The sequence below is a fragment of the Embleya sp. NBC_00888 genome, assembly GCF_045207655.1.
Lineage (GTDB): Bacteria > Actinomycetota > Actinomycetes > Streptomycetales > Streptomycetaceae > Embleya.
The window spans coordinates 1847709-1874442 of the sequence record NZ_CP108784.1; the positions used below are offsets into that span (position 1 = coordinate 1847709).

Annotated in this window: 27 protein-coding genes and 1 pseudogene; 11 read left to right on the forward strand and 17 right to left on the reverse strand. The window is 70.9% G+C overall.

Annotated features, from left to right (window positions below):
- Window positions 1-119: 119 nt before the first annotated feature.
- Together OG948_RS07185 and OG948_RS07190 are read left to right on the forward strand one after the other, a co-directional pair.
- Window positions 120-1460: a class I SAM-dependent methyltransferase gene (locus tag OG948_RS07185; RefSeq protein WP_406294747.1), complete on the forward strand. Its 1341-nt coding sequence runs from the start codon at window positions 120-122 to the stop codon at window positions 1458-1460.
- Between the two features lie 42 nt (window positions 1461-1502).
- Entirely contained in the window at window positions 1503-2672 is a 1170-nt protein-coding gene (locus tag OG948_RS07190; protein ID WP_406294749.1) for a hypothetical protein, read from the forward strand.
- Between the two features lie 41 nt (window positions 2673-2713).
- Here the strand turns inward: OG948_RS07190 and OG948_RS07195 are convergent, their stop codons facing one another.
- The 4 genes from OG948_RS07195 to OG948_RS07210 all read right to left on the reverse strand — a co-directional run bounded on the left by OG948_RS07195 (window position 2714) and on the right by OG948_RS07210 (window position 4336).
- Window positions 2714-3427 (reverse strand): hypothetical protein, encoded by a 714-nt coding sequence (locus OG948_RS07195; protein ID WP_406294751.1) that lies wholly within the window; start codon window positions 3425-3427, stop codon window positions 2714-2716.
- Window positions 3428-3583: 156 nt separating this feature from the next.
- Window positions 3584-4006, reverse strand: a complete 423-nt coding sequence (locus tag OG948_RS07200; RefSeq protein ID WP_406294752.1) for a hypothetical protein — start codon at window positions 4004-4006, stop codon at window positions 3584-3586.
- Window positions 3999-4184 (reverse strand): hypothetical protein, encoded by a 186-nt coding sequence (locus tag OG948_RS07205; RefSeq protein ID WP_406294753.1) that lies wholly within the window; start codon window positions 4182-4184, stop codon window positions 3999-4001. The genes OG948_RS07200 and OG948_RS07205 overlap by 8 nt, the downstream gene beginning before the upstream one ends.
- Window positions 4181-4336, reverse strand: a complete 156-nt coding sequence (locus OG948_RS07210; RefSeq protein ID WP_402233024.1) for a hypothetical protein — start codon at window positions 4334-4336, stop codon at window positions 4181-4183. Before OG948_RS07210 ends, OG948_RS07205 begins: the two co-directional genes overlap by 4 nt.
- Before the next feature lie 812 nt (window positions 4337-5148).
- Between OG948_RS07210 and OG948_RS07215 the strand changes: the two are divergent.
- Both OG948_RS07215 and OG948_RS07220 read left to right on the forward strand, forming a co-directional pair.
- Window positions 5149-5892, forward strand: a pseudogene (locus OG948_RS07215) (helix-turn-helix domain-containing protein); the annotation flags it as partial.
- Window positions 5893-5927: 35 nt separating this feature from the next.
- Window positions 5928-6125 (forward strand): DUF397 domain-containing protein, encoded by a 198-nt coding sequence (locus OG948_RS07220; protein WP_406294755.1) that lies wholly within the window; start codon window positions 5928-5930, stop codon window positions 6123-6125.
- Between the two features lie 257 nt (window positions 6126-6382).
- Here the strand turns inward: OG948_RS07220 and OG948_RS07225 are convergent, their stop codons facing one another.
- On the reverse strand, window positions 6383-7360 hold the full coding sequence (locus OG948_RS07225; RefSeq protein ID WP_406294756.1) for a helix-turn-helix domain-containing protein: 978 nt from the start codon (window positions 7358-7360) through the stop codon (window positions 6383-6385).
- A gap of 98 nt (window positions 7361-7458) precedes the next feature.
- Entirely contained in the window at window positions 7459-7620 is a 162-nt protein-coding gene (locus OG948_RS07230; RefSeq protein ID WP_406294757.1) for a hypothetical protein, read from the reverse strand.
- Window positions 7621-7692: 72 nt separating this feature from the next.
- On the opposite strand from OG948_RS07230, the gene OG948_RS07235 reads away from it, so the two are divergent.
- Window positions 7693-7890 carry a DUF397 domain-containing protein gene (locus OG948_RS07235; RefSeq protein WP_406294759.1) on the forward strand — a complete coding sequence of 66 codons (198 nt, stop codon included), beginning with the start codon at window positions 7693-7695 and terminating at the stop codon, window positions 7888-7890.
- Window positions 7891-8435: 545 nt separating this feature from the next.
- Here OG948_RS07235 and OG948_RS07240 read toward each other — a convergent pair.
- From OG948_RS07240 to OG948_RS07255, 4 genes are all read right to left on the reverse strand, one after another.
- Complete coding sequence (locus tag OG948_RS07240) at window positions 8436-10034, reverse strand: MFS transporter (protein ID WP_406294760.1); 1599 nt, start codon at window positions 10032-10034, stop codon at window positions 8436-8438.
- A 132-nt stretch (window positions 10035-10166) separates the two neighbouring features.
- Entirely contained in the window at window positions 10167-11150 is a 984-nt protein-coding gene (locus OG948_RS07245) for a GlxA family transcriptional regulator (protein WP_406294762.1), read from the reverse strand.
- Window positions 11151-11373: 223 nt separating this feature from the next.
- Window positions 11374-12045 (reverse strand): GNAT family N-acetyltransferase, encoded by a 672-nt coding sequence (locus OG948_RS07250; protein WP_406294764.1) that lies wholly within the window; start codon window positions 12043-12045, stop codon window positions 11374-11376.
- A gap of 60 nt (window positions 12046-12105) precedes the next feature.
- Complete coding sequence (locus OG948_RS07255; RefSeq protein ID WP_406294766.1) at window positions 12106-12741, reverse strand: TetR/AcrR family transcriptional regulator; 636 nt, start codon at window positions 12739-12741, stop codon at window positions 12106-12108.
- Window positions 12742-12887: 146 nt separating this feature from the next.
- Here OG948_RS07255 and OG948_RS07260 point away from each other — a divergent pair, with 146 nt between their 5' ends.
- From OG948_RS07260 to OG948_RS07270, 3 genes are read left to right on the forward strand one after another with little or no spacing between them, the layout of a single operon-like run.
- Window positions 12888-14114, forward strand: coding sequence for an acyl-CoA dehydrogenase family protein (locus OG948_RS07260; RefSeq protein ID WP_406294768.1), 1227 nt, complete (start codon window positions 12888-12890; stop codon window positions 14112-14114).
- Window positions 14111-14866, forward strand: coding sequence for an SDR family oxidoreductase (locus OG948_RS07265; protein WP_395863787.1), 756 nt, complete (start codon window positions 14111-14113; stop codon window positions 14864-14866). The genes OG948_RS07260 and OG948_RS07265 overlap by 4 nt, the downstream gene beginning before the upstream one ends.
- Entirely contained in the window at window positions 14863-15651 is a 789-nt protein-coding gene (locus tag OG948_RS07270) for an SDR family oxidoreductase (protein ID WP_406294770.1), read from the forward strand. Before OG948_RS07265 ends, OG948_RS07270 begins: the two co-directional genes overlap by 4 nt.
- A 51-nt stretch (window positions 15652-15702) precedes the next feature.
- On the opposite strand, the gene OG948_RS07275 is transcribed toward OG948_RS07270, so the two are convergent.
- From OG948_RS07275 to OG948_RS07295, 5 genes are all read right to left on the reverse strand, one after another.
- Window positions 15703-16356, reverse strand: a complete 654-nt coding sequence (locus OG948_RS07275; RefSeq protein ID WP_406294772.1) for an FMN reductase — start codon at window positions 16354-16356, stop codon at window positions 15703-15705.
- 65 nt (window positions 16357-16421) lie between these two features.
- Window positions 16422-17543: an LLM class flavin-dependent oxidoreductase gene (locus OG948_RS07280; RefSeq protein WP_406294773.1), complete on the reverse strand. Its 1122-nt coding sequence runs from the start codon at window positions 17541-17543 to the stop codon at window positions 16422-16424.
- Window positions 17544-18640: 1097 nt separating this feature from the next.
- Window positions 18641-19333: a FadR/GntR family transcriptional regulator gene (locus tag OG948_RS07285; protein ID WP_406294775.1), complete on the reverse strand. Its 693-nt coding sequence runs from the start codon at window positions 19331-19333 to the stop codon at window positions 18641-18643.
- Window positions 19334-19369: 36 nt separating this feature from the next.
- Window positions 19370-21217: a 2-isopropylmalate synthase gene (gene leuA, locus OG948_RS07290; protein ID WP_406294777.1), complete on the reverse strand. Its 1848-nt coding sequence runs from the start codon at window positions 21215-21217 to the stop codon at window positions 19370-19372.
- A gap of 376 nt (window positions 21218-21593) precedes the next feature.
- Window positions 21594-21815, reverse strand: coding sequence for a hypothetical protein (locus OG948_RS07295; RefSeq protein ID WP_026218929.1), 222 nt, complete (start codon window positions 21813-21815; stop codon window positions 21594-21596).
- Window positions 21816-22132: 317 nt separating this feature from the next.
- Here OG948_RS07295 and OG948_RS07300 point away from each other — a divergent pair, with 317 nt between their 5' ends.
- Complete coding sequence (locus OG948_RS07300; RefSeq protein WP_406294778.1) at window positions 22133-22837, forward strand: hypothetical protein; 705 nt, start codon at window positions 22133-22135, stop codon at window positions 22835-22837.
- A 66-nt stretch (window positions 22838-22903) separates the two neighbouring features.
- Here OG948_RS07300 and OG948_RS07305 read toward each other — a convergent pair whose 3' ends face one another.
- Together OG948_RS07305 and OG948_RS07310 are read right to left on the reverse strand one after the other, a co-directional pair.
- Window positions 22904-23668 carry an SDR family oxidoreductase gene (locus OG948_RS07305; protein WP_406294780.1) on the reverse strand — a complete coding sequence of 255 codons (765 nt, stop codon included), beginning with the start codon at window positions 23666-23668 and terminating at the stop codon, window positions 22904-22906.
- Between the two features lie 98 nt (window positions 23669-23766).
- Window positions 23767-24159 (reverse strand): nuclear transport factor 2 family protein, encoded by a 393-nt coding sequence (locus OG948_RS07310; RefSeq protein ID WP_406294782.1) that lies wholly within the window; start codon window positions 24157-24159, stop codon window positions 23767-23769.
- 120 nt (window positions 24160-24279) lie between these two features.
- Between OG948_RS07310 and OG948_RS07315 the strand changes: the two genes are divergently transcribed.
- Window positions 24280-24729, forward strand: a complete 450-nt coding sequence (locus OG948_RS07315; protein WP_406294784.1) for a MarR family winged helix-turn-helix transcriptional regulator — start codon at window positions 24280-24282, stop codon at window positions 24727-24729.
- A 299-nt stretch (window positions 24730-25028) separates the two neighbouring features.
- Window positions 25029-26630, forward strand: coding sequence for an MFS transporter (locus OG948_RS07320; RefSeq protein ID WP_406294785.1), 1602 nt, complete (start codon window positions 25029-25031; stop codon window positions 26628-26630).
- Window positions 26631-26734: the final 104 nt, after the last annotated feature.

Genomic DNA, 26734 nt, shown 5'->3' on the forward strand with positions numbered 1-26734 from the left:
CGGGGCGGTGATCCGCCCCGGACGGAGCAATTCCGTTCGCGATCCGCGTCGAGTGGGGTAGGGGCAACGGTGTAACCCGGATCGGGAGTCCGGGGTTTGACACCGCGGAGGAATCCGTCATGCCGCACACCGCCGACCGCCTGGCCGCGCTGACCCAGCAGGTACTCGGCCGCCCGTCACCGATCCGGATCCGGGCCTGGGACGGCAGCGAGGCGGGGCCGCCGGACGGCCCGACCCTGGTCGTCCGCAACCGACGCGCGCTGCGCCGGCTGATGTGGAAGCCCGGCGAGCTGGGCTTCGCGCGCGGCTGGGTGTCCGGCGACCTGGATGTGGACGGCGACCTCTACGACGCGCTGGACCGACTGGCCGGCATCGCCCTGCACCGGGACGAACCGCCGCCCGTGAGCGCACCGGCGGCCAAGACGGTCGCCGCCCGCCCCCAGTGCCCCGAGCGCCCGCTGCCGTCCGTGCGGACCGCGCTCGGCGCGCTGCGCCCGATGGGCGAGGCACTCACCCTGACCGGCCTGCCGGTACCGCCGCCCGCGCCCGCCGAGGAGGTCCGCCGCCGCCGGGGCATGCTGCACAGCCTGCGCCGCGACCAGGAGGCGATCCGGCACCACTACGACGTCGGCAACGACTTCTACGCGCTGATCCTGGGCCCCTCGATGGTCTACTCGTGCGCCTACTGGGACCGCCCCGACGCGACCCTGGAGGACGCCCAGCGGGCCAAGCTGGACCTGGTCTGCCGCAAGCTGGCGCTGGGCCCGGGGATGCGGCTGCTGGACGTGGGCTGCGGGTGGGGCTCGATGGCGCTGCACGCCGCCGAGCACTACGGCGTGCAGGTGGTCGGCATCACCATCTCGCGCGAACAGGCCGACCTGGCCCGCAAACGGGTCTCCGAGGCGGGGCTGACCGGCCGGGTGGAGATCAGGATCCAGGACTACCGCGAACACGCCGACGGCCCCTACGACGCGATCTCCTCGATCGGCATGGCCGAACACGTGGGCCGGATCCGCTTCCGTGAGTACGCCGACTCGTTGCACGAACTCCTGCGTCCCGGCGGCCGGTTGCTCAACCACCAGATCGCCCGCCGTCCCGCGCGAGACGAAGCCCACTATCACGTCGACGAGTTCATCGACCGCTACGTCTTCCCGGACGGCGAGCTGACGCCGGTGGGCAGCACGGTGTCGGTGCTGGAGGAGGCGGGCTTCGAGGTGCGGGACGTGCACGCGCTGCGCGAGCACTACGCGACCACGCTGCGCGCGTGGGTGGCCAACCTGGAGGCCGCCCGGGACCGCGCCACCCGGCTGACCTCACCCGGCAGGGTCCGGGTCTGGCGCCTGTACATGGCCGCCTCGGCCCTGGCCTTCGAACAGAACCGCATCGGCGTCAACCAGATCCTGGCCGTCAAGACCCCCGCCTCGGGCCGCTCGGGCATGCCGCCGACCCGGACGATGTGAGCAACACGGCGGGCGGTTGCGGGCGGGCAGTAGGGTCGCGCCGTGACAGATGGGATCGGGGCGGGCGACGACGGGGCGGAGCCGGCTGCGGCGGAGGACCGGGGTCGGTTCCGCGCTGTGCCGGCGGTGGGCTACAACGGTCTGACCGCAGGTCGCGTCGTTTCGCTCGCGGACCTGGTGGAACGGTGCGGCGGCGGCCCCGACGGAGTGCGCGAGACGGCGGCCATGGTCGATCTCCCGGTGGAGGAGGTCGCCACGGCGGTCGAGGACGCTGCGCCCTATCGAATCGTGCTGGTGTGCGTCCGGCCCGGTGACCCGGTCTTCGGGGTGGACATCTCGCACTTCGAGCCGCGGTGGGCCAGGGCGGGCCACCCCGACGTGCAACGCTGGTTCGAGGAGATCGGCTTCGACCCGGACGGCGACGAGGTTCGGGTGCAGGTGTCGGTGGATCCGGGAGAAATGCCCGCCGCAAACGCCTCGATGCTCACTCACTCGCTGTACGTGTCGTACGTGGAGGACGCGATGGCGTTGCGCATCGCGCGGGGCCGGGTCGAGGCGGGCGGGCTCGGGCCGGGGCGATCGACGGGCGAGGCCACGGTGTCGGCCGGCGATCCGGTGTGCAAAGCCCTGACGGCGATCGTCCGTGGGTTGGTCGACGGCCACGACTGGTGGCCCGGCGACGCGTTCCGCTGGGTGGAGTGGGCGATCCTTCCCTTCGTGGCCGGCTCGACCCGCGCGGAGGGCATGCGCTTCCTCGATCGGGGCAGTGCCCTCGATTGGGCCGACCTGGTCGAATTCGGGAAGGACGACCTGGAGGGCCTTGCCGACCTGGTCGAGCGGGCCGCGTTCGTTCCCGCGCCGGAACCCGCGCCGGTCGATCCCGGGCAGATCGCGGAGACGATCGGCGGGTGGGGTGCCGCGTTGTCCTGCCGGCTGGAATGGCCGGTGGATGCCGAGCCGACCGCCCGTGAGCTCGTGGCGACGATCACGGGCGGCGAATCGGTTCCGGACGACGCACTCGAATCGCTCGAACTCTCCTCCGTGCGAGTGGCGTTGGATCCTGTCGAGACCGGCGGCCGACTGCTCACCTGTACGCCCCGCGCCGACGCGACCTGGCAGGACGTGACGGTGGCGCTGCGGACCATCGCGTGGCGGGTCGAGCGGGCCGGCGCGACCCGGATGAGCGTCGAGATCGCCGGCTCCGTCGACTGACCGGGACGAGCCGGGCGCGGCGCCTCGGTGTCCCGCGATGGTCAGTCCAGGATCGCGATCGGGTTTCCCCGACCGGGGACCGGCACGCGCCGGCACACCAGACCCGCCGCGCGCAGCCGGAACATGATCGCCCTCAGGTCCGCGGACACGTCCTGCCACGACGCGTCGGGCTCGGGCTCGCACGAGACGTCCCACTGCTCCTCACCGGGGTCCGACCCCGAAAGGATTCTGTCGGGGTCCACCGGCCCCGAACGGATTTTGACGGTCATGCGGTCGTTCTCCAGGCGAGCGACCCGGCCGCCTGTGACCTGTCGGCTGCCGGCCACCACCGAGGCGAGCACGTCGAGTTCGCCGTCCCACGCCACGTGGAAGACGATCGGTGGCGGGTGTTCCCCGAGGGCGAGCCCGCCGAACGCCGGATCACCGGGTTCGGGCACCCTGCGCGGTCGCAGTCGGCTCCAATCGGCCGCATGCTCCTGTCGCCACGGATCCACCTCGAAGTAGATCCTGCCCGCCCAGTCCTCCGCACCGTACTCGAAGAGGAAACGCTCGTTGTCCTCGTCGGTGAAGTCCCAACGATAGGGCCGGAAATGCCGGTCGACCCGGATATGGGCCTCGCTCGCGGGGATCCCGAACTCCCGGCTCATCGCCTCGACGATCCGGGACAGGTACTCGTACACCTCGTCGGTCCCACGCACGCCGAACCCCGGCGTCGGGGGCAAGGGGTTCTCGGAGGAAGGGATTCGCGTCTCCACGGAGCGACTCTATTCACCCGCCGACAGCGACCGGCACACGACTCCCACCGCCGCCCACCTCTCCGGCCGTCGCACCGACGCGCCGTGGCCGACGCCGAGATCGGAACGGCCCCGACACCGTGGAGCTTCAAGCGTCGGGGCCGCGCTTCCGGTTCTCTAGAGGGCCTTTCGCGGGATCGACGCCCCGCAGTCCACCCGACCACCGCGCGGCCCGGTGTGCCACGTCCACTGGCCGTCGCCCGTCACCGTGACGCCGTGCTCCTCGCGCGGGGGTTCACCCCGCGCACGCCACGCCGCGTAGGCGTCCTCGATCTCCCGCCACAGGTCGCGCGGCCCGCCCTCGTTCACCTCGAACGAGTGGGCGTCCGGTACGTAGTCGACGGATGCCCAGGACTGCCCGTCGGCGTACCACGTGGTGAACTCCCCGGCGTGCGCTCCCCTCCCGAAGAACGTGCGCTGCTCGACATCGGGCAGCCGAAGCCCGATCGCGAAATCCGCGTGCTCCTCCTGAAGGGGTCGCGGATCCGTCGTCGTGTGGCGGACCCTGCCCGCGCTCGGGTCGGCGATCACGTCACCCACGAAGCGCCGGGTTGTCCTTCGGCGGCACGGGCCTGTCCCACTGACCATCCCGCTGCCGCTGGGGGGTCTTGGCGTCGCCGTCCTTGTCGTCTTTGGCGTGGTTCGCCATCGTCTTGCCTCCCGAGGTGGTGTGTGTCGAGCCGATGCCGGTCGGTGGAGGCGTCGGTATCGCCGTCATCGCTCCTTCTCCTCCTCGTCGAGCAGGAAGGGAGGTTCCGCCCAATCGGCCACCGCACCCAACGGGCAACCGACTCGCTCCAGGTCGGACAACAACGCGAACCACTCGGGGCCGACCGGCGGTTGCACGGTCGCCAACATGCCCCTGTCCACGGCGCACAACTCCGTAAGCGTGCCGTCCGGCCGGAGCGTCGCGTCTTCCCCGCCGACGTATCTCACGCTCCGATACAGAATCGGCGAAGGTGGCCGAAGAATGACCAAGTCCCTTACCTGGCAAGCGAATTCGATCCCACTACGCAAGCGCAGATGAACCTGGCGCCCCCGCACGTCCATAAGCACACCCTCGCGACCCGAATAGGCGTCACGACACCACGCGTGCCGATAGCGCTCGAAGAACGCGAGCCCCCGATCGAGATCCTCCTGGGTACTCCCCGAAACCCGCTGCCGCGTGGTCATCGGACGTTCCGCCCACCCGAGTGCGGCGCGCGAATCCACAGCAACAACCGCGAGCGCAAACGAAGTCGCGGTCTCGGGAGTGGGGTGAACGCAGCGGTATCGGCATCCGCCCCGCCGACCCACTCCCAAATCAGCAGCCTCAACCGCTCGTCCTGCCAGTCGCGATCTTCCACCGGAACCGGCACCGAAGCACGTTGAGTCCACCCGAATTGATATGTCATCGTGGGTACGTGTCCTTTCTGTGAGGGGCACGCAGGGAGTGGGGCGACTCGCCAAAGTTGAGCCCCACTCCCTACGCCCGTCGCAGCCTCACCCTTCGGCCTGCGACGTCTTGAGCAAGGGATTGCCTCTCCCTTCCGTACACGGTCTGTCGCTCTGCGTCCCCATCATGAGGTGGGAGAGCTAGCCTGTGCATCTCGGCATCGTTACCGATTTGCGGTGGAACGGAAGGGGGAACGCCCGTGCGATACCAAGAGAAAGACCTCGAACCCCAAGGCTCGCCACGGCAGATGTTCGGGCGGGAGATTCGGGTCAAGCGCAAGAGCGTGGGCATGTCACTGACGGAGTGCGCGTCGATCCTGGGCTACAGCAAGGCGGCGATGTCTCGATACGAGACCGGCGAGAGCACCATCCCACCGGACATGCCGGCAAAACTGGATATCGCTTTCGAGACGGACGGGTTTTTCGTACGGCTTTACCAGATGGTGGAGCACGACCAATTCCCGGACCGTTATCGCGGGTTCATGGCGCTGGCGGCGAAGGCAGAGGCGATCCTGGAGTACTCGGCGCTCACCGTGCCTGGGTTGTTGCAGATCCCTGCCTACGCCCGCGCGCAGTTCAGCAGGTTTGTGCCCAGGTGGCCGGACGCCGAGATCGAACGAAAAGTTGCCGCACGCGTCAATCGGCAAAGCATCTTTACTCGGGAACACCCGCCGCGCTACGGCGCAATCCTTGACCAGGCGGCCATCAGCCGCGTGATCGGTGGCCCAGCCGTCATGCGCACGCAACTCGAAGTGCTCTTGCCTCGGATGGACACGCGGTACGGCACGATCCAAGTCCTACCGTTCAACTCCGGAGCCCACCCGCAATTGGGCGGATCGCTGACGTTGCTGACCCTGCCCGACAGTGAGCCCGTCGCATACCTCGAAGGTAGCCACACCGGCCAGTTGCGTGAGGATTCCGCTACTGTCGCAGAGCATCAAGCGGCATACGATTGTCTACGCGCCTACGCCCTCTCCCCCAGGGAGTCGGCCGAGATGATCCGGGCGGTCATCGAGGAGTTGGAAGCATGCAAGGGACCCGGGACGCAACCGCCGCGACGTGGCGTAAGAGCTCCTACAGCAACTCGGATGGGGGCAACTGCGTCGAGGTCCGCAATGATCTCCCGGGCGTCGTCCCGGTACGTGACTCGAAGGCCCCAGCCATAGGTCAACTCCTCATCGGCGCAACGTCATGGACTGCACTGACCGACGCCCTCCGGGACTAACTCGACCCCCTCCGGCCCTCTGTTCTAGGCAATCCGCAAGCGGTCGGCGAGGGCGAGGAGTGGGGTCGATCTGCGGCGTTCGCGTGAGACCAGGTCCGTGACGACTCGGCGGGATGTGGCGTGGTAGCGCATCCATTCCGGGGCGGTGTGTTCGGCCTTGAGCATGGCGCGGGTTGCGCGGTCGTCGTTCGCGAGGTCGATGTGGGCGAGGGCGCGGTCGACGTAGTAGCGCGCCTGCCAGGTGGGCGGGAGGCTGTTCAGGTCGGTGACCGCCGTGCTTCGGCCAATGCCTGTTCGGGGCGGTCCATTTCGACGAAAGCGTTGACCGTGGCGACACCCGCGTTGGTGGGGCCGAACGGGGTGGCGTAGTCGATGCGGTCCGTGCCGATGCGGGCGGCGGCGGCATTGGCGAGACGCAGGAGTTCGGCGGCGGTGTCCTTGCGCTCCGCGCGGACGGCGGCCGAGGCGGCGCGTAGCAGCAGGATGCCCCACAGGGCCACGTCGATCAGCGGTGTCTTCGTCCACGACGGCTCGATCTTCTCCGCGGTTGCCTCGGCCACCCTTTGCGCGTCGTCTATCCGCCCCTGCTTGCTGAAGATCCAGGACAGCGTGGACATGCCGATGACTTCGAGCCGGGCATCATCGGAGTTCCCGGCTGCGATCCTGGCCCGCTCCATAGCCGTATAGGCCGCGTCCTCCTTGCCGAACGCGGCCAGAGTCGTTGCCGCGACCTGGTACGCCTCCGCCAGGATGGCGAACGAGGCGGCGCGATCGGCGCCGGAGTGCTCGCGCGTCGCGGACCGCGCATCCGAGATGAGTCGCGGCAATACGGTGGCGATCTCCGACAGCTTCCCGTCACGCCGGATCGCCTCCGTCGACCTCAACGCCTCTCGAAGGTCGAGGACGGACGGCGATTCCCCGTCGGCGACCGCCATTTCGTCTTCGATCAACTCGGAGACCGGAGTCACGGCCCGCCGGAGCGCCAACAGGCTCGATAGCGGATCCCGATGCGCCGCGCCCTCGAACGTGGTCGGCTGCCCGATCAGGATCGACGTTTCCACGTCGAGCGCGCTCGCGAGCGCGTTGAGCGTGGAGAGCCGGGCCGTGAGGCGCTGGTTCTGTTCCAGCTTGCGAACGACGTCGACGGAGACCCCCGCGGCAGCGGCGAGCGACTCCTGAGTGTGGTCCCTCCGCAGACGCAACCGCGCGATGCGATCCCCGATGCTGTCTTGCATGGTCAGGACTCCCGGCAAGGTAGGCGCTGACCCCACGGTACGCCCGCAGACCGGCCGGGAATCGCGGGAACCGACCAACGGCTCACGTCATACAACGTCTACGCGTAGTAGCGCGCCTGCCAGGTGGGCGGGAGGCTGTTCAGGTCGGTAATGCAACGGGCCTCGGCCGACGCCTGTTCCGGCCGGTTCATTTCGACGAAGGCGTTGACCCAGGCGAACAAAGCACTACCGGCGGTTGCTCGGCCATAGGACGGGGGCAACACACTCGTCGTACTGCTGGTTGCACCCGAGTCGGCAGCGATGATCCGGGCGACCATCAAGGAGTTGCAGTCATGCAAGGAATCCAGAACGCAGACGTCAGCTTGTGGCGCAAGAGCACGTACAGCAACGGGGATCAAGGCAACTGCGTCGAGGTCCGCGATGATCTCCCGGGCCTCGTCCCGATACGCGACTCGAAGGACCCGAGCATAGGCCAACTCCTCATCGGCGCAACGCCATGGACTGCACTGACCAACGCCCTCCGGAACTGACTCACCCCCCGGCCGCACCCGCGTTCCACGCGATGCGCGAGCGATCGGCGAGGGCGAGGAGTGGCGTCGACCTGTGCTTCGACCGAGAGGCACGTGGATCGGAGCGAAGGCCGTGGAGTCGAGAGTCGCGGAGGATCCCGGTGGCTCCCGGCACCTCGCCGGCGGCGAGATCGTCCGGGCCGCGTATCGGGCGCTGGGCGCATGACCTGGCTCGGGAGTACCTCCCCGGTCCGGAGCACGTGATCGGCGGAGCCCCGCCGGCCTTCGTTGTCGAAGTCGATAAGAAGGCCGACGAGTTGGTCCGTACCGTAGAAGCCCGGTATCTCGACGGGACCTCGTACCGGGGCGCAACGGGCCGGTTCACTGACCCGATGGACCAGGCGTCCAGTGCGGCGCCCGGCAACGTTCACCCCGTCGCGGTGTTCGATGCGGTGCCTCGGTGTGCCGCCGGAACGTTCTCGTACTGGGCGTACTTGGACGTTTCGGCGGTGCAGCGAGGGGCCGTGCCGGGCGCCGCGACGGGGTGAACGTTGCCGGGCGCGGAGCTAGGTCGAGACCGTCGGCGAGGGAGCGGATGAGGCTCCGGGGAGGGGCGCATCGGTATCCCGCGCGCCGGCGATGCCGATGGTGCCGTCGGGGAAGCGCTGGACCGAGCGCACGCCGGGCAGCAGGTTCAGCAGGCAAGGGGTGCCGATGAGGACCGCCGCGGCCAGCAAGGTCATGCGCATCCCGAGGAATTGGGCGACTGGCGCGGCGGCGGCGTAGCCGGCGGGCATGGCGATCAACGAGATCATCCAGTCCAGTGAGGTGACGCGGGCCAGCATCTCCTCGGGGAAGAGCTGTTGTTGCGTCGTCGCCAGGACCTCGCCGGTAAGCGAGGTCATAGCCCAGGCCACAGCCACGCCGAGAGCGATGACGAAGAGCGGGGCGGGGGGAGCGAGTAGCGCCAGCGGGGCGATGCCGAGCAACCCGGCCGCGTTCGTGGCGACCAGTGGACGGCGCGGCCGGTAGTGCAGCGCGGCCAGCCCGCCGGTGATGGAGCCCACCGAACCGGTGATCATGATCACGCTCCAGGCGGTGGCTCCGCCGTGGCCGTTCTCCATCACGACCGGGCCCAGGACGAAGAAGAACGCTATCGCGAAGTTCCACACGCCCCAGCAGAGCAGGTTGGCCAGATACCAGCGGCGCTGGGCCACCACCAACCAGCCGTCGCGCAGGTCTGCGAAGAAGTGCTGTTTCTCGGACCGCTGCGCCTGCTTGCGCGGGTGCATTCGGGAGAGCAGCACGAAGCTCAGTAGAAAGCTGACGGCATTGACGAGGATCGCGGTGCCTGGACTGGAGATCGCCAGCAGCAGCGCGGCGAGGGCCGGGCCGAGCACCTTGGTGGCGCTGTCGGTCAGGCCGAGCAGAGCGTTCGCTGGTTGCAGCTGCTCAGCGCCGATGAGCTCGGGTAGGACGGCCCTGGATGCCGGGGTGAAGAAGGCGAAGGCCATGCCGGCGATCGTGTAGGTGACGGCGAACTGCCAAACCGCTGCCTGATCCAGGAATATCATCACGGCGAGCACGCCGTAGCAGACCGCCTGGATGGCGTCGGCCACCATCAGCACGAGCTTGCGGGACAGTCGGTCCGCCCAGACCCCGCCCACCGGCAGCATCACCACCTGGCCGACCGCCTGGCAAGTCAGCACCGCGCCGACATCAAAAGCGCTGCCACCCGAGCGCAAGATGGCGAAGACCACTGTTACCGGTATCAGGCCATTGCCCACGGCGGAGATGCTGCGCGCGGTCCACAGGAGGCGGTAGGGGCGATCCCGCAGCGGGCTCAACGATTTTGGCAAAGGCATGGGCGGCCGTCCTTTTCGAGTAATCGGGTTTCGCTGAACTGCCAAGGGTTCGCGGAGAAACAACCTGCCGATGTCGTCGACCGTCATGCCGTTCCCGTCGCCCACGATCGCGGCGGCCTCGGCGCTGATCGCGCGGATGTCGTCGGGCGTGCCCTCACCGCCGTCGGGGACGACCTGGGTGCCGACGGACGCGGCGGCCAGGAGGCGGGCACCGGCGGCGGGGGCGCTGTCAGCGCCATGACGCCAGTCCAGTAGGTGTTCTGGAAGCCGATCAGGACGCGGGTGGTGTCGGCAGGGCAAGGCGGCCGGGTGTCCAGGCCGATGGCGTCGCGGAGGTCCGTGAGGCAGTCATGGTGCTTCTGCCTCGTGCGTTGTTTCCGGTCAGCGAGTATCGCCGTCCCGCGTGTGTGGCTCGGGATCGGGGAGAAGGCGTCAGACGGTCATGCGGAACCGCCGCCGGTAGGCCGCAGGCGTCGTGCCGATCCGCTTGCGCAGTGCGCGGTGGAGCGTCTCCACCGAGCCGAGCCCGCACACGGCGGCGACCTGGTCCAAGGGCTGGTCGGTGCCCTCCAGGAGGCGGCGGGCCGCTTCCACCCGCGCGGCCTCGACGTAGTCGCCCGGAGTGGTCCCGGTCTCCTGACGGAAGACCCGCGCGAAGTGGCGCTCGCTCAGGCACATCCGTGTCGAGAGGGCGGCGGCGGACAGGTCGCCGTCCAAGTGGTCGACGATGAACATCCGCAGATCGTCGATGTCGCGGCGGGTCGCGGGTGGCCGACTCAGCGGGACCGAGAACTGGCTCTGGCCGCCCTGGCGCTTGAGGTACATGACCAGTTGCCGGGCCACCGTCAGGGCGACCTCGTCGCCCAAGTCCTCGGCGACCAGTGCCAGGGCCAAGTCCAAGCAGGAGCTGATCCCGGCGCCGGTCCACACACTGCCGCAACGCACGAAGATCGGGTCGGGGTCGACGGTGATCTCGGGATGATCGGCCGCCAACCGCGCCGCAGTCGACCAGTGCGTCGTCGCCGTCTTGCCGTCGAGCAGCCCGGCGGCGGCCAGCAGGTGTGCGCCCGTGCACACCGACACGACCCGCCGGGCCAGCGGTGTGACCCTGGCGATCCACGCCACCACGTCGTCGTCCACACGGGCGACCCGGCCGCCGGGGCCGGCATCGACCGCCCCGGGGACCAGCAGCGTGTCCAACACGCCGTCCACCTCGTCGAAGGACAGGTCCGCGACCAGCCGCAGCCCCGCCGACGTGGCCACCTCGCCGCGGGTCTGCCCCGCAAGCTCGACCTGGTAGCCGACGGCGCCGCCAGTCTCCCGGTTGGTCAGGGCGAAGACCTCGGCAGGGCCGCTGACGTCGAGGAGGTCGACGCCGGGGAAGACCGCGATGACGACACGGCGGGTGCTGGACATGGATCCATCTTGACCGCGCTACTCGGCGGCGACAATGACGGTCTGCTGTCAGATCCGGACATGACCGTCCGGCATACGCGCCGGTGGGCCCTGTCCCGTAATTGGTGGCCGGCCGGATCGTGCTCGCCGTCGACGACCCGCGCATCGGGTACCTGACGATCGGCGCGACTTCATGGACAGCACTGACCGACGCCCTCAGGAGCTGACTCGACCCGGCCGACCCCTACGCCTCCGGCACCGCTTCCGAGGGGCAGCCGAACATCTCGCGGCACGCGTCCAAGCCCTCGATCTCGGTTGGGATCGTGCGGTGTTCCCGCCAGGCGTCTCGGGTCAGGCGTAGGCGGCGGGCCGGGCGCGGGGGGCCGCTTTCGTCGGCGGGGAGGATTTCGATGCCGTCGTCGGCGTAGCCGAGGCGTCGGGAGACCGCCAGCGAGGGTGCGTTGTCCAAGAGCGCCGAGGAGATGGCCCACTGGGCGCCGAGGCCGGCGAAGGCCAACTCCAGCATCGCGGCGCGCATCTCCGTACCGAACCCGTGGCCCTGGTGGGCCAGGCCCAGCCAGGAGCCCGAGCCGATCTCGCGCCGGCGGGCGAAGTCGGTGGCGCCGCAGTCCTGGAGGCCGATCACCCGACCCTCGTGCACGACGGCGAGCAGCAACTTCCAGTCCTCCGGCCGCCAGTTCGCCCACGAGCCCCAGTAGAACTTGAGTGCCTCCCGGGCCCGCGCCGGATACGGCGCGCGCGTCCACGGCGTACTGAACGGCATGAAGTCGGGCGCGTGCACGCCGAGTTCGGCGAGTTCGACCAGCGCCACCAGGTCGTCCTGGCTCGCCGGCCGCAGCTCCAGTCGAGGCGTGGTCAACCGTAGGCCGAAGACCGGCCAATGATCAGTGAGCATGGTCGATTCTCGACGGGACACCCCTCCCCACGCGACCGAATTCCGCCGCCGCGACCGCCGCTACCGCGTCCCCGCCGTCGGCGCCAACCCGTGCAGCAGCAGGTCCGCGAACACGTCGCCGACCTCGCGCGGCGACATCGGCCCGTCGAGCTGGTACCAGCTGTTCAGATGGTGCACGCCGCCGAAGAAGTTGTGCGTGGCGATGTCGGCCGACACGTCCGCGCGCAGCAGGCCCTCGCGCTGGCCCTGCTCGATCAGCGAGCGGAAGCGCTCGTGGTAGCGCCGCCGCTCGGCCCGGATCTCGTTGCGCTTGTCCGGCGCGAGCAGGTGCATCGAGCGGAAGTAGACCACCGCGTCGTCGATGTTGCCCAGCGTGGTGACCACCACGTCCGCCGCCGCCTCGCGCAGCCGGTCCACGACCGGCTCGGGGCCGTCCGCGATGGTGTTCAGCCGCTCGGTCTGCATCGCGAGCATGCGGTGGTAGATCTCCACCAGCAGGTCGTCCTTGGACGCGTAGTAGTGGTACATCGCCCCCTTGGTGACCCCGGCGGCGGCCACGATCTCCTGGACCGAGGTGCTCTCGAAGCCGCGCTCGGCGAACATCCGCGAGGCGATCCGGAGCAGCCGCTGGGGCAGGGGTGCCTCGTCGGCCTCGGACAGAACCGGTGCCGCGTTTCCACGACCTCTAGCCGCCATGATGTCCAACCTTTCGGGGGAGCGTTCGACGCCACCCTAGCCAAGATACCGACCGGTCGGTACCGTAATTCGCGCACGGCACGTCTCGCGCACCCTACGGCCACGGAACGTCCGCGCCGTCTGCGACCAGGGAGAGGAAGGCGCCGGTGGACTTCAGCTACGACGCACGGACCGAGGAACTGCGGGAGCGACTGCTCGCGTTCATGACCGAGCACGTGTACCCCGCCGAAGCCGTGTTCACCGATCAGGTGGCCGATCCGGGCGCCGATCCGTGGGGTCGGCCGCCGGTGATCGAGGAGCTCAAGGTCGAGGCCCGCAAGCGCGGCCTGTGGAACCTGTTCCTGCCGGGCGCCGAGGGCGCGGGCCTGACCAACCTCCAGTACGCGCCGCTGGCCGAGATCGCCGGCCGCAGCCCGCACCTGGGCCCGGAGGCGCTCAACTGCGCCGCGCCCGACACCGGCAACATGGAACTGCTGCACGACTTCGGCACGCCCGAGCAGCAGGAGCGCTGGCTGAAGCCGCTGCTGGAGGGCACCATCCGCTCGGCATTCTGTATGACCGAGCCCGACGTCGCCTCCTCCGACGCCACAAACATCACCACGAGCATCGTCCGCGACGGCGACGAGTACGTGATCGACGGCCGCAAGTGGTGGTCCTCCGGGGCGATGGCGCCCACGTGCGAGATCCTGGTCGTGATGGGCAAGACCGACCCGGACGCGCCGCGCCACCGCCGGCAGAGCATGATCCTGGTGCCGCGCGACACCCCGGGTGTGCAGATCCGGCGCGGGATGCACGTCTTCGGCTACACCGACGGTCCGCACGGCGGCCATGCCGAGGTGGTCTTCGACAACGTACGGGTGCCCGCCGCGAACCTGGTCGGCAACGCCGGCGACGGCTTCGCCATCGCGCAGGCCCGGCTCGGGCCCGGCCGGATCCACCACTGCATGCGGCTGATCGGGATGGCCGAGCGCGGCCTGGAACTGATGTGTCGCCGGGTGGTCGCCCGCGAGGCGTTCGGCGGGCCGCTCGCCGACCAGGGCGTGATCCAGGAGTGGATCGCCGAATCCCGGGTGCGGATCGAGCAGTTGCGGCTGCTCGTGCTCAAGACCGCGTGGCTGATGGACACCGTCGGCAACCGCGGCGCGCACCGCGAGATCCAGTCGATCAAGATCGCCACGCCGCTCACCGTCGAGTGGATCCTGGACAAGGCCATCCAGGCGCACGGCGCGGGCGGCCTGTCCCAGGACTTCGTGCTCGCGTCGCTGTGGACGCACGCGCGCACGCTGCGTCTGGCCGACGGGCCGGACGAGGTACACCGTCGTTCGCTCGCCCACCGCGAGCTCAAGTCCTACCGAGAGGCAGCCGCCCAGTGAGCGACTCGTCCCGTCCCGTAGCCATCGTCACCGGCGCGAGCCGAGGCATCGGCCTGGGCATCGCCCAGGCCCTGGTCGCACGCGGCGACCGGGTCTGCGTGACCGCGCGCGGCGCGGACACGCTGGCCGAGGTGGTGGCCTCGCTCGGCGGTCCCGAGCACGCGATCGGCGTCGCGGGCAAGGCGCACGACCCGGTCCACCAGGACGCCGCGGTGGCCGCGACCCTGGAGGCGTTCGGCCGGATCGACATGCTGGTCAACAACGCCGGCATCAACCCGGTGTACGGCCCGCTGGTGGAGCTCGACCTGGACGCCGGGCGCAAGATCCTGGAGGTCAACCTGCTCGCCGCGCTCGCGTGGACGCAGCGCGTGCACAAGGCGTGGCTGGGCGAGCACGGCGGCGCGATCGTCAACGTCTCCTCGCTCGCCGGCGCGCGGCCCGCGCACGGAATCGGCTTCTACGGCGTCAGCAAGGCCGCGCTGACCCACCTGACCGCCCAGCTCGCGAGCGAACTCGGCCCGCGGGTGCGGGTGAACGCGGTGGCGCCCGCGGTGGTCAAGACGGTCTTCGCGACCGCGCTGTACGAGGGCCGTGAGGAAGAGGTCGCGGCTGCCTACCCGATGGGCCGGCTCGGCGTGCCCGAGGACGTGGCCGGCGCGGTGGCGTTCCTGCTGTCCGAGCAGGCGAGCTGGATCACCGGCCAGACGCTGCTGGTCGACGGCGGCGTGAGCCTGTCCGGCGGTGTCGGATGACCGCGCTCGCCGGCGCCGGGGTGGTGATCACCGGTTCCGGTGCCGGGATCGGCGCGGCCCTGGCCCGCCGCTTCGCCGCCGACGGCGCCCGGGTGGTGGTCAACGACCTGGACGCGGACGCGTGCCACGCGGTCGCCGCCGAGATCGACGGCATCGCGCTGCCCGGCGACGCGGCCGGCGAGGAGGGCGTCGCGGCGCTGATCGCGGGTGCCCGCAAGGCCCTCGGCGGCGAGATCGACGTCTACTGCGCCAACGCCGGCATCGGCGAGGGCATGGGCCTGGACGCCCCGGAGGCGGCCTGGGAGCGTTCGTGGGACGTCAACGTGATGGCGCACGTACGCGCCGCGCGGCTGCTCACCCCGGCCTGGCTGGCCCGGGGCCGGGGCCACCTGGTCACCACGGTCTCCGCCGCCGGCCTGCTGACGATGCTGGACGCGTCGGCGTACTCGGTGACCAAGCACGCCGCCTACGCGTTCGCCGAGTGGATGGCGATCACCTACGGTGCCAAGGGCATCACGGTCCAGGCGGTCTGCCCACTGGGCGTGCGCACGGCGCTGCTCGGCGCGACCGGGGAGGCCGCCCGGCTGATCCTGGACGACGGCGCGATCGAGCCGACGGAGGTCGCCGACGTGGTCGCCGAGGCGGTCACCACCGGCGCCCCCTTCCTGATCCTGCCGCACCCCGAGGTGGCCCGGATGTACGCGGGCCGGGCCGCCGCCCCGGACCGCTGGCTGGCCGGCATGCGCAAGCTCCAGGCCCGCCTGGATGTCGCGAAGGACGGCTGACCGCTCGGCCCGAGACGGCGGCGCTCGCCAGGCCGTCCCGGGCCGGTGTGCTCATCCTCGGCGCAGCGCCGCCAACTGCTCGGCGAACGGCACCACTTCGTCGATCGGGTCGCCCTCGCCGGCGCCTCCGGCTTCGCGCCTGGGCAACCCCGCCGCGAGGTCGGCGAGTTCGCCGCCGGCGCGGGCGATCCGGGCGGACAGGTCGTCGCCGGCACCGGCCGCCGCGCCCCAGTCGTCGGTCGCCGCGTACACCGAGGTCGGCACGACCGTGGCCCGCAGATAGGCGAACATCGGGCGCAGCGCGTGCTCCAGGGCCAGCGAGTGCCGTGCGGTACCGCCGGTCGCCGCGATCAGCACCGGTTTCCCGGTCAGCGCGGTGTGGTCCAGTACGTCGAAGAAGGACTTGAACAGCCCGCTGTAGGACGCGGTGAAGATCGGCGTGACCGCGATCAGGGCGTCCGCTCCGGTGACCGTCTCGATCGCGGCGCGCAGACCCGGCGGCGGGAAGCCGGTGACCAGGTTGTGCGCGATATCCACCGCGACGTCGCGCAGTTCGACCACCCGGACGTCCGCCTCGACGCCTCGATCGGCCGCTTGCCGACGCGTGGCCTCGGCGAGGCGATCGCCGAGCAGGCGGGTGGACGAGGGCTTGCCCAGTCCGGCCGAGACGACCACGAGCTTGAGCGGTTGCGCCTTGGGCGACATGGTGGGCTTCTTCCTTTCTCTCCGGTCTCGCCGGTCTGTCCGGCTGTACAGGGGTGTTCGGCCGGTCACAGCGCCGGTGCGGCCTCGTTGGTCGGCGCGACCTCGCTCGCCGCCGCGTCCCGTCGGGCGACCAGCGCCGCGTGCGTCGGGCCGGCCGGCACGTTCGTCCCGCGCCGGGCCGCGAACTCCTGGCGCAGCACCGGGATCACCTCTTCGCCGAGCAGGTCGAGCTGCTCCAGCACGGTCTTCAGCGGCAGGCCGGCGTGGTCCATCAGGAACAGTTGGCGCTGGTAGTCGCCGAACGAGTCGCGGAAGGTCAGCGTCTTGTCGATGACCTCCTGCGGGCTGCCCACGGTCAGCGGCGTCTGGTCGGTGAACTCCTCCAGCGACGGACCGTGGCCGTACACCGGCGCGTTGTCGAAGTAGGGGCGGAACTCGCGTATCGCGTCCTGCGAGTTCCTGCGCAAGAACACCTGTCCGCCGACGCCGACGATGGCCTGCTCGCGGGTGCCGTGCCCGTAGTGCTCGAAGCGGTCGCGGTAGAGGTTGATCAGCCGGACGAAGTGGTCCCGGGGCCAGAAGATGTTGTTGGCGAAGAACCCGTCGCCGTAGTAGGCGGCCTGCTCGGCGATCTCGGGGCTGCGGATCGAACCGTGCCACACGAACGGCGGCACGCCGTCCAGCGGTCGCGGTGTCGAGGTGAAGCCCTGGAGCGGCGTACGGAAGCGGCCCTCCCAGTCGACCACGTCGTTGCGCCACAGCTCGTGCAGAAGCGCGTAGTTCTCGATCGCCAGCGGGATGCCCTGGCGGATGTCCTGACCGAACCACGGGTACACCGGCCCGGTGTTGCCCCGGCCCATCATCAGGTCCACCCGGCCGTCGGCCAGGTGCTGGAGCATCGCGTAGTCCTCGGCGATCTTCACCGGGTCGTTCGTGGTGATCAACGTGGTCGAGGTGGAGAGAATGATCCGCTCGGTCTGCGCGGCCACATAGCCGAGCAGCGTGGTCGGCGACGAGGGCACGAACGGCGGATTGTGATGCTCCCCGGTCGCGAACACGTCCAGACCGACCTCCTCGGCCTTGAGCGCGATCGCCACCATCGCCTTGATCCGCTCGTGCTCGGTGGGCTCCCGGCCGGTGGTGGGGTCGACGGTGACGTCTCCGACGGTAAAGATCCCGAACTGCACGATGACCACTCTCTCAGATAGTTGAACTCTCAATCACCCCCTGAAAGCAAGATACGCCGCCCCCTATTCCCACCCGAGTCCGGGCCGGGCCGGGCCAGGGCGCGGCGGGCCGGGGCGGCCGGGCCGGGGCGGGCCGGGGCGCGGCGGGCCGGGGCGCGGCGGGCCGGGGCGCGGCGGGCCGGGGCGCGGCAGGGGCGCGGCGGGGCCGGGGCGCGGCGGGCCGGGGCGCGGCCGAGGCGGGGCGCGGCCGGATCGGAGCGGAGCCGGAGGCCAGGCGAGGCGGAGCCGGGCCAGGGCGGAGCCGGCGCCGGGACGGGGCACCAGGCCGTACGGGCGCGTAGCGGACGTGCATCCCGGGCGCGTAGCGAACGGCCCGACCGTGACCGCGTAGCGGACATGCATCCCGAGCGCGTAGCGAACGGCCCGACATGCATCCCGGCGCCCGACCGGGCACGGCCTCAACGCAGCCGCCCCGCACCACGCCGCCCCGCCACGCCCCCGCGCCTCCCACGGGCTGTCTCCCACAGGGGCGCGGCCGGATCGGAGCGGAGCCGGAGGCCAGGCGAGGCGGAGCCGGGCCAGGGCGGAGCCGGCGCCGGGACGGGGCACCAGGCCGTACGGGCGCGTAGCGGACGTGCATCCCGGGCGCGTAGCGAACGTGCATCCCGGGCGCGCAGCGAACGGCCCGACCGTGACCGCGTAGCGGACATGCATCCCGAGCGCGTAGCGAACGTGCATCCCGGGCGCGCAGCGAACGGCCCGACCGCGTAGCGGTCATGCACCCCGGGCGCGCAGCGCCCGGCCCGACATGCATCCCGGCGCCCCGACCGGGCACGGCCTCAACGCAGCCGCCCCGCGCCGGGTCGGAGCAGCCGGGACAGGGCCGGAGCCCCAGGGCTCAACGTGCCCTGGGGCTCCGGCCCAGCCAGGGAGCAACGCGGCCTGAGGGCCACGGCACCGAAGCCCGCCTGATGCGAGGCAGCACAACATGGGAGCCCGCGCGGACACACGAGCGTGTGGCACACCGGTGTGCGGCACGCCACCGTGCGGCACGCCGGTGTGCCGCACACCACCGCGCGGCACGCCACCGCGCGGGTTCAGTCGCGCAGGATGCCTAGGCTTACCGCGAGTTCCGCCTCGGTGACGCGGCCCGCCGCCGTTGCGTCGCCGGATCGGATCGCCGCGACCATTGCCGCGTGCGCGTCGGCGCCCGGGTCCGCCGAGGCGGTGCGCAGGCCCTTCTCGTCCATCACCGCGAGCAGGTCCAGCAGGCCCGGCCGCATGGTCACCTGGAACACCGCGAACAGGTCGGTCAGCACGTCGTTGTGCGCCGCCGCGACAATGCTCGCGTGGAACGCGATGTCCGCGTCGATGTACGCCTCGTCGTCCCCGAGCGCGGCGGCCCGCGCGGCCAACCCCGCCTCCAGCGCCGCGAGGTCCTCGTCGGTACGCCGCTCCGCGGCCAACATCGCGGCCCGCACCTCGATCAGGTTGCGCACCTCGTACACCTCGGCCGCCGAGGCCCGCCGCAGCCGCGTGGTCAGGTCCTCGACCGGCTCGGTGGCGATCACGAAGACGCCGGACCCCTGCCGGGACTCGACCAGACCCGCACCCGCCAGCGCGCGGATCGCCTCGCGCACGGTCGAGCGGCCGATGCCCAGTTCCTTGCCGAGCGCCATTTCGCCGGGCAGTTTGGTGCCCACCGGCCAGTGCCCCGCGGCGATCCGATCACGAAGCCGTTCGGCCGCCTGGCCGACCAGCGGACTGCGGCGCAGGGGGCCGAACGTCATCGTGTCACCCTCACATCTCAGGTTGTCTGACGAATCCTAACCCGCCGACACCCCGATCCTCCCCTCCCGCTCCCGCGCGCGAGCCCGCTCCCCCGCGCGGGCCCGATTCACCGCCGACACGGTCGCGTGCACCGAGGCGGCCAGGATCGAGGTGTCGATCCCGACGCCCCACCGGGTGACCCCGTCCACCCGGCACTCCACGTACGACGCCGCCTGCCGGTCGCCGCCCGCGCCGATCGAGTGCTCGACGTAGTCCAGGATCTCGACCCGGATCCCGGCAGCGCCGAACGCCGACGTCAGCGCGGACAGCGGTCCGTTCCCCTCGCCGACCACCGAACGCCCGACCACCGAACGCCCGCCCGCCGCATCGGTGAGCGTCCCGGTGAACACGTGCCGTCCCGGTTCGACCTCCTCGGCCCGCCATCCGCTCACGTCCACCGGCGAGCGCCGGTCCGGGTACTCGCGCCGGAACAACTCGCCCAGCTCGGCCGAGGTGATCTCCTCACCGCTGTCGTCGGTGGCCTCCTGGACCACCCGGGAGAACTCGATCTGGAGCCGGCGCGGCAGGTCCAGGCCGTGCGCGCTCTGCATCAGGTAGGCGATGCCGCCCTTGCCTGACTGACTGTTGACCCGGATCACCGCCTCGTAGTCGCGGCCCACGTCGGCGGGGTCGATCGGCAGGTACGGCACGTCCCACGGCGCGCGGTCCGCGGGCAGGCCCAGCTCCTCGGCCTGCCGGGCGTGCCGCGCGAAGCCCTTCTTGATCGCGTCCTGGTGGGTGCCGGAGAAGGCGGTGTACACCAGGTCGCCGCCGTAGGGGTGGCGGGCGTGCACGTCGATCCGGTTCGCGTACTCGACAGTGCGCCGGATCTCGTCGATGTCGGAGAAGTCGATCATCGGATCCACCCCCTGCGTGTGCAGGTTCAGCGCGAGCGTGACCAGGTCCACGTTGCCGGTCCGCTCGCCGTTGCCGAACAGGCAGCCCTCGATCCGCTGCGCGCCCGCCAGCAGCGCCAGTTCGGCGCACGCGACGCCGGTACCGCGATCGTTGTGCGGGTGCACGGACAGGATCACCGCGTCCCGGCGGGCCAGATGCCGGTGCATGTACTCGATCTGGTCGGCGTACACGTTCGGCGTGGCGATCTCGACCGTGGCCGGCAGGTTGTGGATCACCGGCCGGTCCGGGCTCGCGTCCCACAGCTCGGTGACGCTGTCGCACACCTCCAGGACGTAGTCGGGCTCGGTCAGGTTGAACACCTCGGGCGAGAACTCGAACCGGATGTCCGCATTCGGCCGCGCGTCCGCGCCACGCGCGACGTCCTTCGCGCCGGCCAGGATCAAGCCGTGCAGCGCGGCCCGGTCGTGTCCGAGGACGACCTCGCGCCAGGTCGGCGCGGTCGCGGTGTACATGTGCACCACGGCGTGCGCGAGTCCCTCGATGGATTGGTGGGTGCGTTCGATCAGGTCGGTCCGGGCGGCGGTGAAGACCACGATGGTCACGTCGTCCGGGACCGCGTCGCTCTCGGCCAGGTGCCGGACGAAGTCGTAGTCGGCGCGGCTGGCCGACGGGTAGCCGACCTCGATCTCCTTGAAGCCCATCGCCACCAGCAGGTCGAACATCCGCCGCTTGCGGGCCGGGTCCATCGGCTCGGCCAGTGCCTGATTGCCGTCCCGCAGGTCCACCGGAACCCACAGCGGCGCCTGTTCGATCCGCCGGGTGGGCCAGGTCCGCTCGGTCGGGTCGATCCCGACCCGGACCCGTTCGTGCGCCGGGCGGTAGCGGTGGTGCGGCATCGCGCTCGGGCGCTGCCGGTTCCAGTGCGGCCGATCCTCGGGGATGGGGCCGGCGGGGGTGCGCAGGGTCGGGAACTTGTCTTCGGTCATGGTGCGGAATCGTCCTCGCGGTCGAAATGGTCGACCGGCGGCACCGAACCCCGCGGCGGGGTGCCGGTCGGATCAGACCCCGCCGCGGCGGCCGAGAAGGAGAACGCGCAGCTTCATGGCGAGGACGCTAGCACAACTTGTCTGACAACCTGATGTCTCTTTCGAGAACTGCCGGCGCAAAAGAAAGAAGCAACGCACCCAGGCACCACGCCGCACGACGCCCCAGGGCACGCCCGCACACGCCCTGGCACAGTGCCCCTGCAACGCGCACACGCCACAACGCACACGCACCCCAACACCCGCCCCCAACAAAAGGAGGCGCCGACCCGGTTACCCGGAGGCGCCTCCCTGGACCGACCGCGTGGAGTCGGGATGTTCAGAGATTGCTCAGCTTCGCGTAGGGACGGCAGATCCGCTCCTGACGCGACCCGAAATCGACAGTGACCGCGATGTCCTCTTCGACACCGACGATCCGACCGAGTCCGTACTGATCGTGCGTCACTCGTGCACCGAGTTCGAAATCCTCGATGATGGGAGCGACCGGGACATTGAAGGGACTGGTGGGCAGAATGCGCCGGGTCACGGCTGACGTCGTCATCCCCACCAGTATGCGCCTGTCGGGTGACGCGCGGGGCGTTCGGGGGCGGTATAGGCGAAGCCGTAACCGGAAAGTGTCCCCACGATATGGCGGTTCGAATCCCGTAGAACCCGACCGAAATGCCGCACGGCCAACCCTGCCGCAGGTCACGCGGGATCCGGTCGGGACCGCGTTCTCGCACTGTAAGCGGACAACGCCCCGGTACACCCGATTGGGCCGATCGGGCGAAGCCCGAACGCATCGCCGACGCCTGTCCCGGCCGCCCCGGCACCGTCGGGCCGCCGTACCGACCCCGGCCCGCCGATAGGGTCGGCGGCATGAGCGACAGCACTGCCCCGGTGGACATCGAGCTGGTCAGGCCGCCCGAGATCCTGCTCGAGCACGACGAGGTGCGGGTCTTCCACAGCGGCATCCTGCGCACGCCGGCCGGCCTGTACACCAGCATCGGCATGGAGACCCTGGCCCGTCCCACCGGCCCGCGCCCGCCGGCGCCGCCGCTGTTCGGGCAATACGGGGTGTCGGTGACCCGCTCGGGCGACCGGTTCGCCCACTCGGCGCTGGCCACGACGTTGTCGGCCGGGCCGATCCGGTTCACCTCCTGCCTGTTCGGTCCCGTCCCGGACGGCGATCTGGTGCTGGACGTGGTGCTGCCGACCATCCCGCGCCGCCTGGTGCTGCGCTTCGACTCGGACCGGCACGACGGCACCGGCCTGACGCTGAGCACGCCGCCGGCGATCGTGCGCACCGAGGCGGGCGTGACGTTGTGGCACGCGGGGGTGTTGCGTACGGACGCCGGTCGGCTCACCCACGTGGAGGCGACCTCCGCGGACGACCGCGCGCTCGGCGGCGCCAAGTGGGACGTCGAACACAAGCCGCTGGCGGTGACCTGGGACGACCCGACGCCGGCCCGCGAGGCGCGGCAGCGGGGGCGGGACTTCGTGAGCACGGACAGTTGGATCGCCGCACCCGACGCGCACGGCACGCTCTCGTGCGCGCCGCTGGACGTGACGCGGGAGCTGTAGCGGCACTCCCGCCCGGTCGGGTGGGCGCCGCCGACCCAAGTCCCGGCGGGGGACGGAACACCCGCTCTACAGGTCAGACCCGCCGGTGGCGTCGATCGTGGTGCCGGTGACCCAGCGGGCGTCGTCGGAGGCCAGGAACGCGACCGCGTCGGCGATGTCGGCGGGTTGCCCGACCCGGCCCAGTGCCGCGCGACCCGCGGCCTGCGCCTGGGCCGCCGGATTCCCGCGCAGCCAACCCGCGTTGACGTCGGTGTCGACGATGCCGGGAGCGACATTGTTGACCGTGATCCCGCGCGGGCCCAGGTGCTTGGCCAGGGCGAGCGTGAACGCGTCCAGGGCGCCCTTGGTCATCGCGTACGCGATCGCCTCCGGGAAGGCGATCCGGGTCGCACCGGAGGTGACGGTGACGATCCGGCCGCCGTCGCGCAGTACGGGCAGTGCCTCGCGGGTGAGGAAGAACGGCGCCCGGGTGTTGACCGCGAACACCCGGTCGTAGCCGGCCTCGGTCTCCGCCTCGATCGGCCCGGTCGAGCCGATCCCCGCGTTGTGCACCAGGATGTCCAGCCCCTCGACGCCGAACTCGGCCCAGCCGGCCCGCAGTCCGCCCAGGAGCGTGTCCACGTCGCCCGGTACGCCGAGTTCGGCGTGCACCGCGAAGGCCCGCCCGCCGGCCGCCCCGATCGTCGCGACCACCTCCTTCGCGGCGGCCTCGTCCCGGCCGTAGTGCACCGCGACCAGCGCCCCGTCCGCGGCCAGCCGCTCGGCGATGGCGCGGCCGATCCCCCTGCTCGCGCCGGTGACGAGCGCGGTCTTGGCGGTGAGCGTGTGCATGGTGGCGCCTTTCGTCCACGACCACTTCTTTAGCGATCGCTACAAATCTGGTTCGGCAGCACCGTACCCCAGATTTGTTAGCGATCGCTACAGAAGAATCACCGAGCCGACCCCAGACCCTGATCGGCCGCCGATCCGGCGAGCATCAGCGTGGTCTCCTCGATCCGAAGGAATCGGCCGTCCGGCGCGAACTCGCCGAACACGTACACCTCCATCAGCACGGTCGCGCCGTCCACCTTGCGCACCTCGACGGTGTGCCGATCGGCGTAGCGCGACCCGTCGAACAGTTCCTCGTGCAGGTACACCCGGCCGCCGGTCACCACCGAGCGCAGGTGCGCGATGTGTTCGACGAAGCCGGCCCGGTCCGACCAGACGCCGTCGGTGCGCTGGCGGTAGTCCGGCGCGAAGTGCCGGTCGACCGCGGTGTCGAGATCCAACCCCGAGCGGAAGAGGAGGTCGGTGAGGGCGGGAACGATTGCGGTTTGCGTCATGGCGAGGTGACTCCGATCCGGGCGGTCCGCGCAGGACGGCCCACGCGAAGGAAATGCGTGCTTGGCGCACGCTTTTGACCATAGCCCATAAGCGTGCGCGGCGCACGCTAATCTGAGGTCATGGAACATGTGGTGGGACACGAGGTCGCGGACGCGCTGGGTCTGCTGCTCCGGCGCGGCACGCGCGCGAACCTGTACGCACGACTGACCGAGGGCCTGGGGCCGGCCGTGGACGAGGTGACGTATCCCGTGCTCAGCGGGCTGGCCCGAACCGGGCCGCGCAGCGCGGCGGACCTGGCCGGCGAGATCGGCCTCGACCGATCCGGCGTCAGCCGTCGCGCATCCCGCCTGGAGACGGCCGGCCTGGTCCGCCGCCGGCCCGACCCGGACGACCGCCGGGCCGTACTGCTCGCACTGACCGACGCGGGCACCGCCTGCGTCGAGGAACTGCGCGAGCGGCTCGCGACCCGGATCGAGGCCTCGCTCGCGGGCTGGCCCGCCGACGAGGCGCGGGTGTTCGCGCGCGGACTGCGCCGATTCGTCGAGGACGGGCCGTTCACGGAGGCGTAGCCCGGCCCACCGGGGCATAGCCGCACTCGCCCGGGCACCCACTCGCTCGGGCACCACCCGCCCGGGACCCACTCGCTCGGGCACCACCGGCCCGGCACCCACTCGCCCGGGCACCACCCGCCCGGAGGCCGCCCACCGGGCGCCATCCCCCCGGGCGCACCACCCGCCCGAGTGCCATTCGCTCGATCGAGTGCCATTTGCCCCCGAGTGCGCTTTGCCGATTCTTGACTTTACATGCGTATGGTCACGTCCTATGTTTACAGACGTAAGCTAACAAGCGTTCATCCATGGGGGTCCTCGTGAGCAGCACAGAAACCCGATCCGCCGCCTCTCGCGCCGACGAGACGGAACCCGCGGGTCACCCCCGTCGGTGGGCCGCGCTGCTCGTGCTCTGCTCGACGCTGGTGGCGGTGACGCTGGACAACTCGGTGCTCAACACCGCGCTGCCCGCGCTGGCGAAGGGGCTGGACGCGTCGACGGCGGATCTGCAGTGGATCACCGACGCCTACACGCTGGTCTTCGCCGCCCTGCTGCTGCTCGCGGGCAGCCTGGGGGCCCGCTTCGGCGCGCGACGTGCCCTGCTCGGCGGACTGGCGCTCTTCGGAGCCGGATCGGCGATCGCGGCGGTGTCCTCGACCGCGGCCGAGCTGATCGCCTGGCGGGCGGTGATGGGACTGGGTGCGGCGTTCGTGATGCCCGCGACGCTGGCCATCATCATCCGGATGTTCCCGCCGGTCGAACGCGCCAAGGCGTTCGCCGTCTGGTCGGCGTCGGCCGGCGTGGGCGTGCTGATCGGCCCGGTCACCGGCGGCGCGCTGCTGACCCACTTCTCCTGGTCCAGCGCGTTCTGGATCAACGTCCCGCTCGTGCTCGCCGCGATGGTCGGCATCGCGCGGATCGTGCCGAGCATCCCGCGCGCGGGCACCGCCCGACTCGACCTGCCCGCCGCCGTGTTGTCCGTGATCGGTCTGGGCGTCCTGGTCGACGCGATCATCGAGGCGCCGGAGCGCGGCTGGACCGCACCGGTCACGCTCGCCGAGCTCGGCGCGTTCGTGCTGCTCGGTGCGGTGTTCGTGGCCTGGGAGCTGCGCCGCGACGAACCGATGGTGCAGATCCGCCTGTTCGCCAACCGGGGCTTCGTGCTCGCCGCCGCGACGCTCGCGGTGACCTTCTTCGCGCTCTTCGGCACGCTGTTCGTGCTCTCCCAGTACTTCCAGCTCGTGCACGGCTACAGCCCGCTCAAGGCCGGCCTCGGCGCGATGCCGTTCGCCGTCGCGATGGCCACGATGTCCGGGCTGTCCCCGGTGGTCACCGCCCGGCTGGGCATCCGGGCCACGCTCACCGTCGGGCTCGCCGCGATCGCGGCCGGCCTGACGGTAATGGGCCTGACCACCGGGACGGACACCCCGTTCGCCGCGCTCGCCGGGGAAATGGCCCTGGTCGGCGCGGGGATGGGGATGATGATGGCCCCCGCGAGCATGGAGATCACCGCGTCGGTGCCGGTGCGCTACTCGTCGATGGCCGGCGCGCTCAACAGCGTGGTCCGCGAACTCGGCGGCATGCTGGGCATCGCGGTGGTCGGCACGCTGGTGTCCTCGCACTACCGGAGCGAGATGGCCGACCAACACCTGACCGGTCCCGCGGCGGTCGCCGAAGACGACCTGCACAGCGCGTACGGGGTGGCCGGGCACCTGTCCCCCGAGTCCGCCGACCGACTCACCTCGGCCGCCGACCATGCCTTCACCGCCGCGATGAACAACGGCGCCCTGGTGGCCGCGGCGGTCGCCGCGATCGGCGCGATCGTGGTCGCGATCGGTCTGCCCAGGCGTACCGGCAGCACCCCGGTCGCCGCCGGACAGCCCGCCGAATCGACCAACACCCAGGCGGTGCAGCCCGCCTGACGGATCGTCACCACAGCGCACGGCGGCCGGCTCGTTCCGGTCGCCGTGCAACCGTCGTTCGGCGACCCGTCGTCGACACACCCGAGGAGGCACCCATGCCCGCG

What these genes read in the sequence shown, in the direction of transcription:
- OG948_RS07185 (WP_406294747.1), top strand. Translation starts at nt 120, where the DNA reads ATGCCGCACACCGCCGACCGCCTGGCCGCGCTGACCCAGCAGGTACTC.
- OG948_RS07205 (WP_406294753.1), bottom strand. Translation starts at nt 4,184, where the DNA reads ATGACGGCGATACCGACGCCTCCACCGACCGGCATCGGCTCGACACAC.
- OG948_RS07220 (WP_406294755.1), top strand. Translation starts at nt 5,928, where the DNA reads ATGCAAGGGACCCGGGACGCAACCGCCGCGACGTGGCGTAAGAGCTCC.
- OG948_RS07225 (WP_406294756.1), bottom strand. Translation starts at nt 7,360, where the DNA reads ATGCAAGACAGCATCGGGGATCGCATCGCGCGGTTGCGTCTGCGGAGG.
- OG948_RS07235 (WP_406294759.1), top strand. Translation starts at nt 7,693, where the DNA reads ATGCAAGGAATCCAGAACGCAGACGTCAGCTTGTGGCGCAAGAGCACG.
- OG948_RS07245 (WP_406294762.1), bottom strand. Translation starts at nt 11,150, where the DNA reads ATGTCCAGCACCCGCCGTGTCGTCATCGCGGTCTTCCCCGGCGTCGAC.
- OG948_RS07250 (WP_406294764.1), bottom strand. Translation starts at nt 12,045, where the DNA reads ATGCTCACTGATCATTGGCCGGTCTTCGGCCTACGGTTGACCACGCCT.
- OG948_RS07255 (WP_406294766.1), bottom strand. Translation starts at nt 12,741, where the DNA reads ATGGCGGCTAGAGGTCGTGGAAACGCGGCACCGGTTCTGTCCGAGGCC.
- OG948_RS07270 (WP_406294770.1), top strand. Translation starts at nt 14,863, where the DNA reads ATGACCGCGCTCGCCGGCGCCGGGGTGGTGATCACCGGTTCCGGTGCC.
- OG948_RS07275 (WP_406294772.1), bottom strand. Translation starts at nt 16,356, where the DNA reads ATGTCGCCCAAGGCGCAACCGCTCAAGCTCGTGGTCGTCTCGGCCGGA.
- OG948_RS07285 (WP_406294775.1), bottom strand. Translation starts at nt 19,333, where the DNA reads ATGACGTTCGGCCCCCTGCGCCGCAGTCCGCTGGTCGGCCAGGCGGCC.
- leuA (WP_406294777.1), bottom strand. Translation starts at nt 21,217, where the DNA reads ATGACCGAAGACAAGTTCCCGACCCTGCGCACCCCCGCCGGCCCCATC.
- OG948_RS07295 (WP_026218929.1), bottom strand. Translation starts at nt 21,815, where the DNA reads ATGACGACGTCAGCCGTGACCCGGCGCATTCTGCCCACCAGTCCCTTC.
- OG948_RS07300 (WP_406294778.1), top strand. Translation starts at nt 22,133, where the DNA reads ATGAGCGACAGCACTGCCCCGGTGGACATCGAGCTGGTCAGGCCGCCC.
- OG948_RS07305 (WP_406294780.1), bottom strand. Translation starts at nt 23,668, where the DNA reads ATGCACACGCTCACCGCCAAGACCGCGCTCGTCACCGGCGCGAGCAGG.
- OG948_RS07310 (WP_406294782.1), bottom strand. Translation starts at nt 24,159, where the DNA reads ATGACGCAAACCGCAATCGTTCCCGCCCTCACCGACCTCCTCTTCCGC.
- OG948_RS07315 (WP_406294784.1), top strand. Translation starts at nt 24,280, where the DNA reads ATGGAACATGTGGTGGGACACGAGGTCGCGGACGCGCTGGGTCTGCTG.